The 13517-nt window shown below is 64.1% G+C and carries 16 protein-coding genes; 4 read left to right on the top strand and 12 right to left on the bottom strand.

What is annotated here, in order from left to right; translation table 11 throughout:
• Positions 1 to 19 precede the first annotated feature (19 nt).
• The 7 genes from yajC to ACE3PH_RS11590 form a co-directional block, all read right to left on the bottom strand.
• On the bottom strand, positions 20 to 346 hold the full coding sequence (yajC, locus tag ACE3PH_RS11620; protein ID WP_374319368.1) for a preprotein translocase subunit YajC: 327 nt from the start codon (positions 344 to 346) through the stop codon (positions 20 to 22).
• 97 nt (positions 347 to 443) lie between these two features.
• On the bottom strand, positions 444 to 722 hold the full coding sequence (locus tag ACE3PH_RS11615) for a YbeD family protein (RefSeq protein WP_374319094.1): 279 nt from the start codon (positions 720 to 722) through the stop codon (positions 444 to 446).
• An 11-nt stretch (positions 723 to 733) separates the two neighbouring features.
• Positions 734 to 1933 carry a D-alanyl-D-alanine carboxypeptidase family protein gene (locus ACE3PH_RS11610; protein WP_374319092.1) on the bottom strand — a complete coding sequence of 400 codons (1200 nt, stop codon included), beginning with the start codon at positions 1931 to 1933 and terminating at the stop codon, positions 734 to 736.
• A gap of 66 nt (positions 1934 to 1999) precedes the next feature.
• Complete coding sequence (locus ACE3PH_RS11605) at positions 2000 to 2668, bottom strand: alpha/beta hydrolase (protein WP_374319090.1); 669 nt, start codon at positions 2666 to 2668, stop codon at positions 2000 to 2002.
• Between the two features lie 12 nt (positions 2669 to 2680).
• Entirely contained in the window at positions 2681 to 3007 is a 327-nt protein-coding gene (locus tag ACE3PH_RS11600; protein ID WP_374319088.1) for a ferredoxin, read from the bottom strand.
• A 9-nt stretch (positions 3008 to 3016) separates the two neighbouring features.
• Positions 3017 to 4168, bottom strand: a complete 1152-nt coding sequence (locus ACE3PH_RS11595; RefSeq protein WP_374319085.1) for a VanZ family protein — start codon at positions 4166 to 4168, stop codon at positions 3017 to 3019.
• A 10-nt stretch (positions 4169 to 4178) separates the two neighbouring features.
• On the bottom strand, positions 4179 to 4628 hold the full coding sequence (locus ACE3PH_RS11590) for a CopD family protein (protein WP_374319083.1): 450 nt from the start codon (positions 4626 to 4628) through the stop codon (positions 4179 to 4181).
• Between the two features lie 259 nt (positions 4629 to 4887).
• Between ACE3PH_RS11590 and hemB the strand changes: the two genes are divergently transcribed.
• The gene (hemB, locus tag ACE3PH_RS11585; RefSeq protein ID WP_374319081.1) at positions 4888 to 5892 is read left to right on the top strand and encodes a porphobilinogen synthase; all 1005 of its coding nucleotides are present in this window, start codon (positions 4888 to 4890) and stop codon (positions 5890 to 5892) included.
• Between the two features lie 18 nt (positions 5893 to 5910).
• Positions 5911 to 7008, top strand: coding sequence for a magnesium transporter CorA family protein (locus tag ACE3PH_RS11580; RefSeq protein ID WP_374319079.1), 1098 nt, complete (start codon positions 5911 to 5913; stop codon positions 7006 to 7008).
• On the opposite strand, the gene ACE3PH_RS11575 is transcribed toward ACE3PH_RS11580, so the two are convergent.
• From ACE3PH_RS11575 to tsaB, 3 genes are read right to left on the bottom strand one after another with little or no spacing between them, the layout of a single operon-like run.
• Positions 6993 to 7868 (bottom strand): uracil-DNA glycosylase family protein, encoded by an 876-nt coding sequence (locus ACE3PH_RS11575; RefSeq protein WP_374319365.1) that lies wholly within the window; start codon positions 7866 to 7868, stop codon positions 6993 to 6995. The two genes, ACE3PH_RS11580 and ACE3PH_RS11575, sit on opposite strands and share 16 nt — an antisense overlap.
• Complete coding sequence (gene rimI, locus ACE3PH_RS11570; RefSeq protein ID WP_374319077.1) at positions 7868 to 8383, bottom strand: ribosomal protein S18-alanine N-acetyltransferase; 516 nt, start codon at positions 8381 to 8383, stop codon at positions 7868 to 7870. Before rimI ends, ACE3PH_RS11575 begins: the two co-directional genes overlap by 1 nt.
• A complete protein-coding gene (gene tsaB / locus ACE3PH_RS11565) occupies positions 8383 to 9147 on the bottom strand; it encodes a tRNA (adenosine(37)-N6)-threonylcarbamoyltransferase complex dimerization subunit type 1 TsaB (RefSeq protein WP_374319075.1) in 765 nt (254 codons plus the stop codon). Before tsaB ends, rimI begins: the two co-directional genes overlap by 1 nt.
• A 42-nt stretch (positions 9148 to 9189) precedes the next feature.
• Here tsaB and dacB point away from each other — a divergent pair, with 42 nt between their 5' ends.
• On the top strand, positions 9190 to 10701 hold the full coding sequence (gene dacB / locus ACE3PH_RS11560) for a D-alanyl-D-alanine carboxypeptidase/D-alanyl-D-alanine-endopeptidase (RefSeq protein WP_374319073.1): 1512 nt from the start codon (positions 9190 to 9192) through the stop codon (positions 10699 to 10701).
• 14 nt (positions 10702 to 10715) lie between these two features.
• Positions 10716 to 11024: a SemiSWEET family sugar transporter gene (locus ACE3PH_RS11555; protein WP_374319071.1), complete on the top strand. Its 309-nt coding sequence runs from the start codon at positions 10716 to 10718 to the stop codon at positions 11022 to 11024.
• A gap of 2 nt (positions 11025 to 11026) precedes the next feature.
• On the opposite strand, the gene ACE3PH_RS11550 is transcribed toward ACE3PH_RS11555, so the two are convergent.
• On the bottom strand, positions 11027 to 12316 hold the full coding sequence (locus tag ACE3PH_RS11550) for a hypothetical protein (protein WP_374319069.1): 1290 nt from the start codon (positions 12314 to 12316) through the stop codon (positions 11027 to 11029).
• A gap of 139 nt (positions 12317 to 12455) precedes the next feature.
• Positions 12456 to 13514: an L-threonylcarbamoyladenylate synthase gene (locus ACE3PH_RS11545; protein ID WP_374319067.1), complete on the bottom strand. Its 1059-nt coding sequence runs from the start codon at positions 13512 to 13514 to the stop codon at positions 12456 to 12458.
• Positions 13515 to 13517: the final 3 nt, after the last annotated feature.

Raw genomic sequence — 13517 nt, 5'->3', positions numbered from 1 at the left:
AGCCCGTCAGGCTGGCTGATTACTTGAAGCTGCCCTTGGGCAAGACCTGGCTCACAGCCGAACGTTGAACCTGCAGCTCGACACCGTTGGCCACTTCGATGGACAGGAAGGTGTCGCCCAGCTTGGAAATGCGACCGATGACGCCCCCCTGGGTGACCACCTCGTCACCCTTGGCCAGCGCTTCCAGCATGGCCTTTTGCTCCTTGGCGCGCTTCATCTGGGGGCGCATGACGACGAAGTACAGCACCACGATCATCAGCACGGGCAACAGCATGCTGTTGAAGATGCCAGCTGGCGAAGAAGCGGCAGGCGCGGCGGCCTGGGCGTAGGCATTGGAAATGAACACGTTGAGGTCCTTCAAGAAAACAAACACCTGTGGGTCTCACCGCTGGGGCAGACACAGGCCAATCTTGCTGATTGTATGCGGGCAGCTCACCGCCCCGTCACAGGACGTACTTCACCTGCGGGTGGCTGGTCAGTGCCCGATAAAGGTTGTCCAGTTGCTCCTGGCTGGTGGCGGTGACTGTGACCGTCAGTCCCAGGTACTTCCCGGAGCTGCTCGGGCGGTGCTCCAGCGTGGCAGCGTCAAAGCCGGGGTCGTGTTGCTGTACCACCGCCACGATCGCCTCGACAAAGGTGATTTCGTGCAAACCCATCACCTTGATGGGGAAGGCGCATGGAAACTCGATGATCGTTTCACGCGGCTTGTTCTGTTCTGTCATGTGGGTGTTCCTTATTTGATTCCGAGGCGAAAGGCATCCCAGGTGCGGCCCAGCCATCCTGCGGTCGGCACATCGTCCAGCGCCTGCAAGGGCACCTCCTGCCAAGGCTGCCCTGCCAGCGTCACCTTCAATGTGGCGACGGTCTGCCCTTTTCGCAATGGGGCCAACAAAGGGTCATTGCGCACCAGCACGGTTTTGATTTGCGAGGCCTGCCCGTGCGGCACAGCCAGCACCAGGGGGCGCTCCGTCCCGATCGACACAGCCGAAGCCCCCCCCTTCCACACCGTCACGGTGCTGACGGGCTGGGCTGCCTCGAAAAGCTTGACGGCATCAAAGGCGCTGTAACCCCAGTTCAGCAACTTCTGGCTCTCGTTGGCCCTGGCATCCGGAGACCCTGCCCCCAGCACCACGCTCAGCAGTCGCCGCACACCGGCAGGCGTCGTCTGCTTCGCAGAAGCAATCTGCCCGTACCCGCCACCTTCTGCATATGAGGTCAGCAGCCCATCCACCGAGGGATCGCGGATCAGCAACATATTGAGGCTAGGCCATCTGTTTGCTCCGAGCACCAACTCTCTGGCTGCGAAATAGGGTTGCGCCTTCGGATAATCGCCCAACAGCCTGACCGCCAACCAGCCCAGCTCCCGTGCGGTGCTCACCTGCCCCGCGGCCTTGACCCCTTCCGCATTCTGAAAATGCGTGCGCTTCATACCCAGTACCTGCGCCTGGCGGTTCATCATCCCCACGAAGTTGGACGAGGATCCCCCTACAGCCTCCGCCAGCACCACGGCCGCGTCCTGCGCCCCCGTTACCGCCAGCGCCTTGATCAGGTCGTCGACCTTGACACGGCCCCCGATCGACACCAGTGGGCGGGCACCATTGCTGACTGCGGCTTGCCAGGCCTGCTGCGACATGGGCAGCTCTTTCTGAACGTCCAGCTTGCCCTGTGAGACGGCCTGGAACACCAGGTATGCCGTCATCAGCTTGGTCAGGGCCGCCGGATCGACAGTTTGATCCGCCTGGCGCACGGCCAGCATCTGCTGGCTGGAAACGTCCCAAAGCAGAAAGGACCGAGCAGCCACCTCGGGTGGCTGGGGGCCGGCTGCCGGCGGATCACGCAGAAATGCAGCCGACATGGGTTGTGCTTGCGCCCAGGACGCGGGACAGAGCAACACAGCCAGCAGGAAACTGAAGATGAAATGTCGGCGACGCATGACGCTCAGCATGGGATTCTTTCGCACCGGTTGAGGCGCCAGCCTACGCCGGCCCACCCACCAGGTTCAGCGTTGACGTTGGACGCTGGCGGCGCGCAGATGACGCGACACCAACTCCCGCAACATGGCCAGTTGCCCGTGGAAGAAATGGCCGGTCCCCGGCACCACGGTCACGGGCAAACCTTGCGGACGAGCCCATTCCAGAATGCTGGCCAGCGGCACCACATCATCCTCTTCACCCTCGACAACCAGCGCATGCGTCGGCACGGCAGGCACGCTGTAGCGCGACGTGGCCGGACTGACCAGCACCAGCTGATCCGGCCGCTGCCCGCCAGTCGGGACAGCATCTTCCAGACGTTTATGCACCGTGGCCGCCACAAAACCGCCGAAGGAGAACCCCGCCAGCGCCAAAGGCTTGCCACGCAAGATGGGGTCGGTTTGGGCGTCTGCAAGGACGGCGAGCATGTCATCGACCTCACCTCGGCCTTGGTCCCAGGCCCCATCGGAGCGGCCAACTCCACGGAAATTGAAGCGCACGGCTCGCCAGCCCGCCAGAACGAAGGCACGCGACAAGGTATGCACCACCTTGTTGTCCATCGTGCCACCCATGATGGGCAGCGGGTGGGCAATCACGACCAGTCCGACGGGCGCCGAGCCATCTGCAGGGTCTTCCTGCACCACTTCGATATGCCCACAGGGCCCATCGATCAGATGAGAGTCGGGACGCCCGATCATCGACCGCGTTCCTCAGCGACCCACATCAGGCGCCAGCACCAGACGGTCGACCACTTCACCCTTGATCAGGTGCTTCTGAACGATCTCGTCGATGTCGGCCTTGTCGACAAAGGTGTACCAGACGCCTTCCGGATAGACCACCGCCACAGGGCCACCCGCGCAGCGATCAAGGCATCCCGCCTTGTTCACACGCACCTTGCCTTTGCCTGCCATCCCGGCATCCGCAACGGCACGCTTGCAGTGGTCAAAGCCTTCCTTGGCGGCATGATCGGCGCAGCAGGCTTCGCCGTTGATGCGCTGGTTAAGGCAGAAAAAAATGTGGCGCTCGTAATAGCTCATGGTCGGATTCTAGGCTTTGGCCTGTTCAGAAGAAAACACGTCGCGGCCAAGAATACGCGCAATCAGCCAACCCAGTGTCACATAGGGCCACAGGACACCGAACCAGCGTGCGAGACCGTGAAACCGGATGAAGCGGCCATTTTCCCAGGACGCCAGCGTCTGCGCGTAGTAGGGGTCAGGTGGCACCTGGTGGATCAGGACCACCAGACCGAGCAACACGCACAAGCCCAGTACGGCACAGGCTCGCCGGCTGCGGTGCAACAGCAAGGCCCCTGCCAGCGAACCCGTCAGCAAACCCATCAAGGTCGGCACACTCATCCACGTCAGTGCGTGCTCCGGACCGAAGTTCATCGCGGTCGACAAGGTGGTGGTGGCCACAGCCACCAGCACAGCGCCCGCCAGCAGCAACAGGCGCAAGGTCCGAGGTCGCGCAAACGCGCATGCCACCGTCATCGGGGCCAGCAAACCGAGGCAGACAATGGCCCCCTCCCGCAACTGGGCCTCCCAGGTGCCTGCCTCAAGAGGGATGCCGGTCGTCCACAGGGCCAGAGGGTCGTGGGGCAGCACCCACTGCTGCCAAGGGGTGTCACGCAGCAACATGACCAGGGCCACCCTCAGGTGAGGCAGTATCTGCCCCTCACCCAAGGGAAATGGCGGCGGAAACAGCAACCCCAGCGGCCACATGCACAGCAAAGCCAGGCCAAAACCAGCCTGAGGGATGAACCAGCGCTCCCGCCAGCGACTCCAGACGGCAATCAGCCCCAGCGCGTCCAGCGTGACCGCAGCCAGAGCCCCCCACGCGGCCCCCAGGGTGTTGAGCAGCCAATCGGTGATCGAGGGCACTCGCCCCGGTACCGTGAACTGCACCAATTCCAGTGTGTAGGACATGGCCGAACACAACAACAAGGTCAGCAGCGCCGCCCGTGCCGGCCGCCAGCCGCTTCGCAACCAGGCCACGCACAACACCAGCCCCATCGGCATGTAGCCGAGCAGGTTGCCAACCATGTCGGAGGGTATTTCCCGTGGCAGCTTGGGCAGGACCCAGCTGAACACCTGGCTGTCAGGCCAATGCCAGCCCGTCAGCGGGTGCAGCGTGGCGTACACGACCAGCGCGGCCGCAACCCCCGACAACGGCCAGGCGGTACTGCGATGCCCGGACATCTGCGCAGCCTCAGCCGACGACCGGCTGCTTGAGCACAACCAGGCAGACAATGGCTGCAAACAACAGCACCGAGACCTCGTTGAACACCCGGAACCACCGGTGCGAGCGGTGGTTGCGCAACTGCTCGAAGTCACGCAGCAGCTTGCGGCAAACGTGGTGGTAGCCGATCACCCCCAGCACCAGGGTGAGCTTGATGTGCATCCAGATCTGGCCGGCACCCTTGCCAATACCGAAATACAGCCACAAGGTGAGACCCAGGAGCAGCGCTGGCAGCATCAGCATCGTGCTGAAACGGTACAGCTTGCGCGCCATCAGCAAGAGCCGCTCCCGCTCCGCGTGGCTGTTGGCAGGCACCATGGCCAGATTGACGAACAGGCGGGGCAGGTAGAACAGCCCGGCAAACCAGCTGGCCACGAAGATGATGTGAAGGGCCTTGACCCACAGATACGCGTTGCTCATGGGCCAGATTATGAACAGACGGAACAAAAAAAAGAGCCCCGGCAATGGCCGGGGCTTTGAAGCCTTAACGCTGTCATCACGGTAAGGCACCTGCTCAGGGAGGAAAAGCAGGGAATGAAGCCTTGCGGCGTATCATTCGCTGACCATTATAGATGTCTCCACGAGATATGTCTTCCAGGCATGTCCGAAAATGCCAGTGTGCAGCCGAAATTTCCGGGATCTTTGCAATCCTTCACATTCATCATCGAGCGTTTGACCCATGTCCTACCTTCAGCTTTTTCCTCACCACCGCCCCCGCCGTCTTCGCAAGGATGAATTCACTCGCCGCCTGGTGCGTGAGCATGTGCTCACTTCTGCGGATTTGATCTACCCCGTTTTCATCCTCGACGATGAGCACCGCACCGAAGAAGTGGCCTCGATGCCCGGTGTACAGCGTATGGGGCGCCAGGCCCTGATGGCCACTGCCGAGCGTTGTGTGTCGCTGGGCATCCCGGTGCTGGCCCTCTTCCCGGTGATCGATCCAGCCCTGAAAGACCCTGAAGGCTCGGAAGCACTGAACCCCAATGGCCTGGTGCCGCGCACCGTGCGAGAACTCAAAGCCCGCTTCCCTGAGTTGGGCATCATGACCGACGTCGCGCTCGACCCCTACACCTCGCACGGTCAGGACGGCGTGCTGGACGAGACCGGCTACATCCTCAATGACGAGACAGTATCGATCCTGACCCGCCAGGCACTGGTGCATGCTGAAGCCGGCGTGGACATCGTCGCCCCGTCCGACATGATGGATGGCCGCATCGCCTCGATCCGCCAGGCATTCGAGTCGCAGAACCTGATCTACACCCGGATCATGGCCTACAGCGCCAAATACGCCAGTGCCTTCTACGGCCCCTTCCGCGATGCGGTCGGCTCGGCCGGCAACCTGGGCAAGAGCAACAAGAAGGTCTATCAGATGGACCCGGGCAACAGCGACGAAGCGCTGCGCGAAGTCGCCATGGACATCGGCGAAGGCGCCGACATGGTCATGGTCAAACCCGGCATGCCCTACCTGGACATCGTCCGCCGTGTGAAGGACGAATTCAAGGTGCCCACCTTTGCCTACCAGGTGAGCGGCGAGTACGCGATGATCAAGGCCGCCGCCCAGAACGGCTGGCTGGACCACGATGCGTGCATGATGGAGTCCCTGCTGGCCTTCAAGCGTGCCGGTGCCGATGGCGTGCTGACCTATTTCGCCATCCAGGCGGCCGAACTGCTGAAGCAGGCCTGATCACCCCTCGGAGTCCACGTGCGCTTTTTTCTCATCGGAGACACCTTCGAAGAACTGCCCGACTGGCCGGACACCCTGCCGGTCAAGGGTTTTCTGTGGGCCACATCGGGCCGACGCGAGTTGGAAGTCAACCTCAGCTCAGTGCAAGAGCACCTGCAAAGGCTGGCGGGGCGTGGGCTGGTTGACCTGCATGTGGCCGACCTGCTCAACCCGCAACTGCCCTCGCAGTTCGACTACACCTCGTGGTACGACCTGCTGGTGTTTCGCCGGCTCGCCGTGGCGCCCGGCACCGAGCGCATGTTCCTGGATGACGAGCAAGGCACGGCGTCGTCAGCGCGCCGAGCCCTGGCAGCCATCGATACCAGTCCGGTAGGGCTGGCTGTCTTTGACCGGGTGCTGTTGACCGTTCATCCGGCTGACTGCACGGTACGCGACTTCTTCGCCGCCCGGCTGGATCAGATCGGCGGGGCCGACTCCAGAAATGAAGGAAGGCTGCAAACCCGGCTGCCGCCCTCGCCAGCCGACCTCATGGTGCGCATCGTCAACCACATGGTTGACAGCTACCTCGATCTGCGTCGACTGCTGACACGGCAATTCGGCTACCTGCAGACCGAGCTGCTCAGCGACCGCAACCCGTTCACGCATTGGCAGGCGCTGCTGGAGTCACGCTCCGCCTTGCACCAGCTGGAAGACACCTGCGAAGACCAGCGCAGTGCCATGCAAGAGTGGATTGATGCACTGGACGAATGGCCTACCCCAGCCGAACCGCAGGCAGCCCATGAGCGGGAAGTGCTGCGGGTGCGCTCACGGGATGTGCATGAACACATCGAACGCGTGCTCAGCCATGTCCGCCGCCTGGAAGCCACAGCTGAAGGCGCCGTGCAGATTCACTTCTCGCTGCAAGGCAACCGCACCAACGACATCATGCGCACGCTGACGGTGCTGACGGCCATCTTCTTGCCCTTGAACCTGATCACCGGCATCTTCGGCATGAACTTCGACTCGCTGCCGCTGATTCACGCCTGGGATGGTTTCTGGGTGGCCGTGGCCATCATGGTCGCCATCGTCATGGCCATGCTCTGGCTGTTCCGGCGCAAACGCTACCTGGGCGAGTGATACAGCTCGCGGGCAAGGCAGAGGTCATCCCAGACCAGGGCCTTGTCGACCGGGTTGCGCAGCAAGTAAGCCGGGTGGTAGGTGACCACCACGGGTACCCCATGCACCTGATGGACCCGCCCACGCAAACGCCCGATGGGCTCGCTGGACTTGAGCAGCGACTGCGCGGCAAACCGGCCCATGGCCAGAATCAGCCTGGGCTGCACCAACTCGATCTGCCGCAGCAGATACGGTTCGCACTGCGCCACCTCGTCGGGTAAAGGGTTGCGGTTACCCGGTGGTCGGCACTTCAGCACATTGGCGATGAACACCTGCTGTTCGGCCGAAGCTTCGCTGCGCGTCAAGCCCAGAGCCGACAGCATGCGGTCCAGCAACTGCCCCGCCCGCCCGACGAAAGGCTCGCCCTGCTTGTCTTCCTGCTCGCCTGGCGCTTCCCCCACGATCATCCAGCGTGCGCCCTCATGTCCCACGCCAAATACCGATTGCGTGCGGCCATCGCACAGCGCGCAGGCCTGGCAGCCGGCCACGGCCTGCCGCAAGGCGGGCCAATCCATCTGCTCAACCCCTTCAGGGCGGTGCCGCAGAGGGGGCGCGGGTTCGACCACTTTCGAAGCCGTTCTATGTCCGGGCGCCGGACGCACCACCGGCTCGGCGGGACCGTTGCCAGGTTCGGGCTGCGGCGCCGGGCGCTGCGCCTGCACCACCGGAGACGAGACGGCAGGAACCGACTCAGCCGGCGCGACAGCGGCGGGCTGACCCGTCACGGCGGAGGTCTCTGCTGCAGGCTCGGCGGCCTCAGGCCAGAATGGCGGAATGCCCATTTCCTTGAGCATGGCGCGCTGACGTTCACTCCACCGCATCATGCAGCCCCCTCATCCAGCCAGCGGCGCATGACCAAAGCGTCTTCACGCCCCGCCTCTGCCGGGTAATAGCCCTTGCGCAGGCCCACCTGCTCGAACCCTTCCCGGACATACAGTGCACGCGCCGGGGCATTGGTCGGCCGCACCTCCAGCCACACGCATGCCGCACGACGCTGTCGACACTCATGGTACAGGGCCGCCAGCATGGCACGCCCGAGGCCCTTGCCGTGCCAGGCACGGTCCACCACGATGTTGAGCAAGTGCATTTCCTCAATGCCGCTCATGGCGACGCACACACCGACGATGGCACCGGTTTCCGGCACACACCTCAGGCGAGCCCAATAGCCACTGCGCAAAGACGAACGGTAGTTGTCGGCTGTCCAGGCATGCATGGGGTGCGCGCAAGCCGGGCCCTCCATGGCCAGCACCGCCGGGATGTCCGACTCGGTCATGGGCCGATCGACCAGTGCGGCCACCAGCACCGGGATAGGGGGAGACAGGTGAACCATGGCCATCAGGCGCCCTGCGTCCGCTTGCTGGCCTGGCGCTCGGCGGTGGTCTGGGCGACCTTGTCGCGCACATACAGCGGCAAAGCCAGCGCCGCGTCCACCACGGCACCGCGGGCCCAGGCCTGACGCGCCAACGCGACCAAGGCCGCACCACTGGGGGTGGCATCAGGCCAGTGGGCATCCGGCTGAACGTCAAAAGCATCAGGGTAGGCGCGCAAGGCGTTGCCCGCCATCCAGGCCCCGGCACACCGCACGCGGGGCAGATCCAGCGGCCACAAGGCAGGCGACTCCACCGTCTCCCACCCGAGGCCGGTCCAGCGATAGGCTGCCGCATAGATCTCATCCATGCGGGCATCCTGCACCACCCAGATCAACTGCCCAGGCAACCAGCGCGAAGGCGCCTGCAATCGCGCATCTTCTGCCACAGCCAGCAGCGTATCGATAGGGATGACGGGGCAATCTGCCGCCAGCGCCAACCCCTGGGTCACCGAGCAGGCCGTCCTCAGGCCGGTGAAGGCACCTGGGCCTCGCCCAAACCCCACCACCGTCAGATCAGCCCACGTGAGGCCGGCATCGGACAGGAGCGCCTGCGCCGCCGGCAGCAAGGAGGCCGACGATTGCGAGCCCCCCGCCACGACCGCCGTCCAGGACCGTGCCTCGTCGATCAGGCCCAGATGCACGACGTCGGTCGCGGTGTCGAGCACCAGCGCCCGCAGCGGCGCAGCGGTGCGATCGGAGGGAAACGGGGTGACAGGAGAATCTGCAGACATGGGCGGGAGTGTAGCCAGTGCCAAGCCTTCTATGATGCACCCATGAACAAGATGCTGCAGCGTCACCCCTGCCGGGCCCTTCCGCTGTCCTGCCTGATGGCGACGACGCTCGCGATGAACGCGGCGCTGGCCGCACTACCGGCCGAGGTGAGCGCGGCTCTGAGCATGGCCGGCGTGCCCGAATCGGCCGTATCGGTGTGGGTCGCCCCGGCCGATGGGGCCACCCCGCCCCGACTGACCCAAGGTGCGCAGACTCCGAGACAGATGGCCTCGGTGATGAAACTGTTCACCACGGGCGTGGCGCTGCAAAAGCTGGGGCCCGCCTACACTTGGCGCACCGACATCGCTCTGGATGGTGCCCTGCGCCCTGACGGCACGCTCCAGGGCAACCTGCTCATGCGCGGCGATGGCGACCCAACCCTGGTGACGGAGCGGCTGATGTTGCTGATGAGCCGACTGCGTCAGGCCGGATTGCGAACCATACGGGGTGACTGGCTGCTGGACCGCACGGCCTTCCAACTCGACCCTCACGACCCGGCGGCCTTTGACGGTGAGCCGCTCAAACCCCACAACGCGGGCCCGGACGCCCTGTTGATCAGCCATGGCGCAGTGCTGCTGCGACTGCGCCCCGACGCAGCCCACCCGGGTCTGGCGCAGGTCAGCATGGAGCCCGTGCTGGCAGATGTCACCCTGGCGGCCCGTGTTCGACTCGACCCCACCGCCGCGTGCGGTGACTGGCGAGCCCGCCTGCAACTGGACGCCCAGCCGCAAGCCGGCTCAGGCACCCCAGCGCGCTGGCGCATCAGCCTGAATGGCAGCTACCCCAGTGCGTGCGAAGAGAAGGAATGGCCCCTGCTGTGGCCGGAAGCGAGCCCGAACCGCCACACGGAGCGTGCGATCCAGGCGAGTTGGGCTCAAGCCGGCGGGCGGCTGCAAGGAGAGGTTCAACCCGGCACCTGGCCAGATGGGTTGAAACCCTGGTTGAGTTGGGTCTCCCCCCCGCTGTTTCAGGCGGTACAAGACATCAACAAGTTCAGCAACAACGTCATGGCACAGCAGTTGTTTCTGACTCTCGGCCGCACAGCACCGCAGCCAGACAAGCCGGTACCTGGCCCCACCAGCCTGGCCTCCGCCAGACAAGTGGTGGCCAGCTGGGTTGATCAAGCCACCGCCACGACCAGCCAGTCGGCGCACCCGTGCGGTGCGGCAACGCTGGGGCTGGACAATGGCTCCGGCCTGTCGAGAACCTCTTTCGCTTCCGCGGAATGTGTCGGCACATGGCTGCAGCGCCTGTGGAACAGCCCCGTGATGCCGGAACTGGTGGCGTCACTGCCCATCACCGGGGTGGATGGCACCGCCAGACGTTTCACGGAAACCACCGGGCTGGGCCATATCAAGACCGGCTCGCTCGACGGTGTGGTCGCGGTGGCCGGGATCATCCAGACGGCATCAGGTCGACGGGATGTGGTGGTGGCGGTGGTGAACGACCCCAAAGCCGATCTGGCTCGCCCCGCCCTGAGAACTCTGCTCAAATGGGCGGCAGACAACCCCTGACACCCGCAACACCCATGAATGCGTTCCACCCCGTGCTGACACTGGCACCTGAACACATGGAATACATCGGGACGGCCGCCGCCGTTCTGACCACTGGGTCCTTCATGCCGCAGGCGCTGCTGACCTTTCGCACCCGCGATGTCAGCGGCATTTCGCTCGGCATGTACAGCGCCTTCACACTCGGTGTGGCCTTGTGGCTGCTGTACGCCCTGGCCATCGGGTCACGCCCGATGATGATCGCCAACAGCATCACCCTGACGCTGGCGGTGATCATCCTGGGCATGAAGCTGGTCTACAGCCAGCGTTCACGCACCGCGGACTGAGATCAGAAGTTGTCGCGCACGCGGTTGTAAGCCAAGGTACCCAGCGTGTAGTGGCTGAGCGGCGCAAAGTGGGTGTAGTCTGCCCAGCGCGAAGCCGAGATCGATGCGTTGGTTACCATCGTTTCCGAGGTGCAGAACAGCAGCACCTCTTGTTCAGTCAACTGTCCACCTTGAGCGATGGTCCCAGAAGCCTTGGTTTGACCATCAGGGGTCGTGATGGTGTTCCCACTGACTGCGGTCTTGCAGGCAGGCTCCATCGTGCGCACCTTGGTCTTGGCGTCCGAATCGTCCACCTTCGTGTACATGTTGAAGGCGTCCACCAGACCGATCTTGTGGCCCGACACGTCATACAAGTCAGACTTCATCGCGTTGTTGAATGCCAGAGTCAAGGTCTGCAGCAGCGTGCCGTTTTCGGTGCTGGCCGCATTCGCGCTCTGGATCTTGGGCGAAAACTTCAGATTGGGAACGGACACAAACAGGACCTTCGCGCCCGCATTCGATGCGGCGCGGATGGCGGTAGCCAGGCTGGAGCCCAAGGTGGCAAGCTCGGTCGTGGCAGCATCTTGAGTCTTCGTGCCAGCAATCACCGCATCGTATTTTTCCAGGATGTCGTACTGCCCCACAAAGATGGTGACGAGCACGCCCGATTTGATCTCGCCGCTGGTAATCGAGTCGTTCACTTCCGTGACGACGGCGTCGACTTTCTTGCCCCAGGAGGCATAAGTCACGGCATTGCCGCTGTCCAGTGGGCAGTAGGACGAGCCGAAGTTGAGCGACGAATCCAGGTCGTAAGCCAGACGCTGCAGCCAGGTGCCCGAGTAGTTGCTGTAGCTCGGCGAGCAGATGTAGCCACGGGAGATCACGCGGGTCACCGAGGTCGACTCGATCGTGCCCGACTCCGTGTCAGACACGATCTGGTTGCTGCGCATGGCGAAGGTGGGTGAGCCGCTACCAGTAAAGGTCGAGCTGCTGGAACTTGGCGAGAACGTGGAAGCACATGTGGCGTAGGGGTCGGTGGTCGATGTGTCCGTGCAGTACTTTGTGCTGGTGCTCAACACGTTCAGGGTGTAATGCAGACCGACCAGGGTGCCCGTCGTACCAATCGTGATGCCACCGGTATCAAAAGCGCTGTTCTCATCACCATAGGCAATGATCTGCGTGGGCGTGAAATAGGAGCTCTTGCTTCCGCCACCACACCCAGCCACGGCCACAGCAGCAGCCAGACAGGCCAGCGACGCCCGGCGCAGGGAACCCAGGTTCGACGGCAAAAGAGAGGCAGAAAAGCGGAACATGAAGTCTCCAAAACGGTCACACAGATACGCAGCCCCGAAGAATACCCGACCTTGCACGGGAAAGTCGGGACAGAGGCGATTCAGGAGTGACGTGATTTACCAGCGTTAACTCAACATGCCTGGGCACACTTTCGCCGACTCAGGCCGCAGCCGCCCGCGTCAGGCGGTCTCTCACCCCGTCCCAGGCGCTGCCCTCCGGGGGGGCTTCCACCCAGATCAGATCCACCCCCAGGGCATCCAGTTCACGCAGATCCGCAAAGAGATCGTGCGCAGCCTGAACCGGCTCGGCCGGCATCGGACGGAACACCAGCCCGGGGCGAGCCGAGCGCCGCGCCCACAGGCTGCGGGAATAGACCGCGATACGGGGTGCCGGCTTGGGTCCGTCAAATGGCCGGGCCGCCAACTCGGGCTCGACCATGTTCAGGGCCATATCCAGGTGCTCATCGCTCATGAGCCGCACCTTGGCGCGCGGGGCGTAGTGGGCATCCAGCGTGCCCGAAGCGCGCGGGGCGTTCGGGTCGGGCGCTTCGGGGGTCGAGCGGCCCATCGGCATGCCGGCCGCAGCTTCCAGCTCAACGCGGGTCAGGCGCCCCGGGCGCAAGATCACCGGATGGCCGCGGGAACAATCGACGATGGTCGACTCGATGCCAACTTCGCAGGGGCCGCCCTGCAGCACCCAGACTTCATCGAGACCTTCGCCCTGCTCATTGAACTCTTCGACCACGTGCTCGGCACGGGTCGGGCTGATGCGCCCAAACCGGTTGGCACTGGGTGCGGCCACGCCCGCCACCCCCAGGCGAGCAGCCGCCTGCAACAGCTGCAGCGCCACCGGGTGATCCGGGCAGCGCAGGCCAATGGTGTCCTGCCCGCCCGCCGACGCAGCCGCCATGCCTTCGGCACGCGGGACGATCACGGTCAGGGGGCCTGGCCAGAACCGCTCCATCAGCTGCCGTGCGACCGGGGGGATGGCCGAGGCGAACTGGTAAGACGCCTCCACATTGGGCACATGCACGATCAGGGGGTGGTTGCTGGGGCGTCCCTTGGCCGCAAAGATGCGGGCCACGGCCGCGTCGTCGTCGGCGCGGGCCCCCAGTCCGTAAACAGTCTCGGTGGGCAGCGCCAGCAAGCCCCCATCGGCCAGCCGTTGTGCTGCCAGATCGATGGCGTCGGGCTGGGTAGTGGGATCCAACAGGCGCATGAC

The sequence above is a fragment of the Aquabacterium sp. genome, from assembly GCF_041909175.1.
In the GTDB taxonomy this organism is placed as follows: domain Bacteria; phylum Pseudomonadota; class Gammaproteobacteria; order Burkholderiales; family Burkholderiaceae_C; genus Aquabacterium.
Note: the sequence above shows the minus strand (reverse complement) of the source record. Positions and strands in the feature narration are given on the sequence as shown.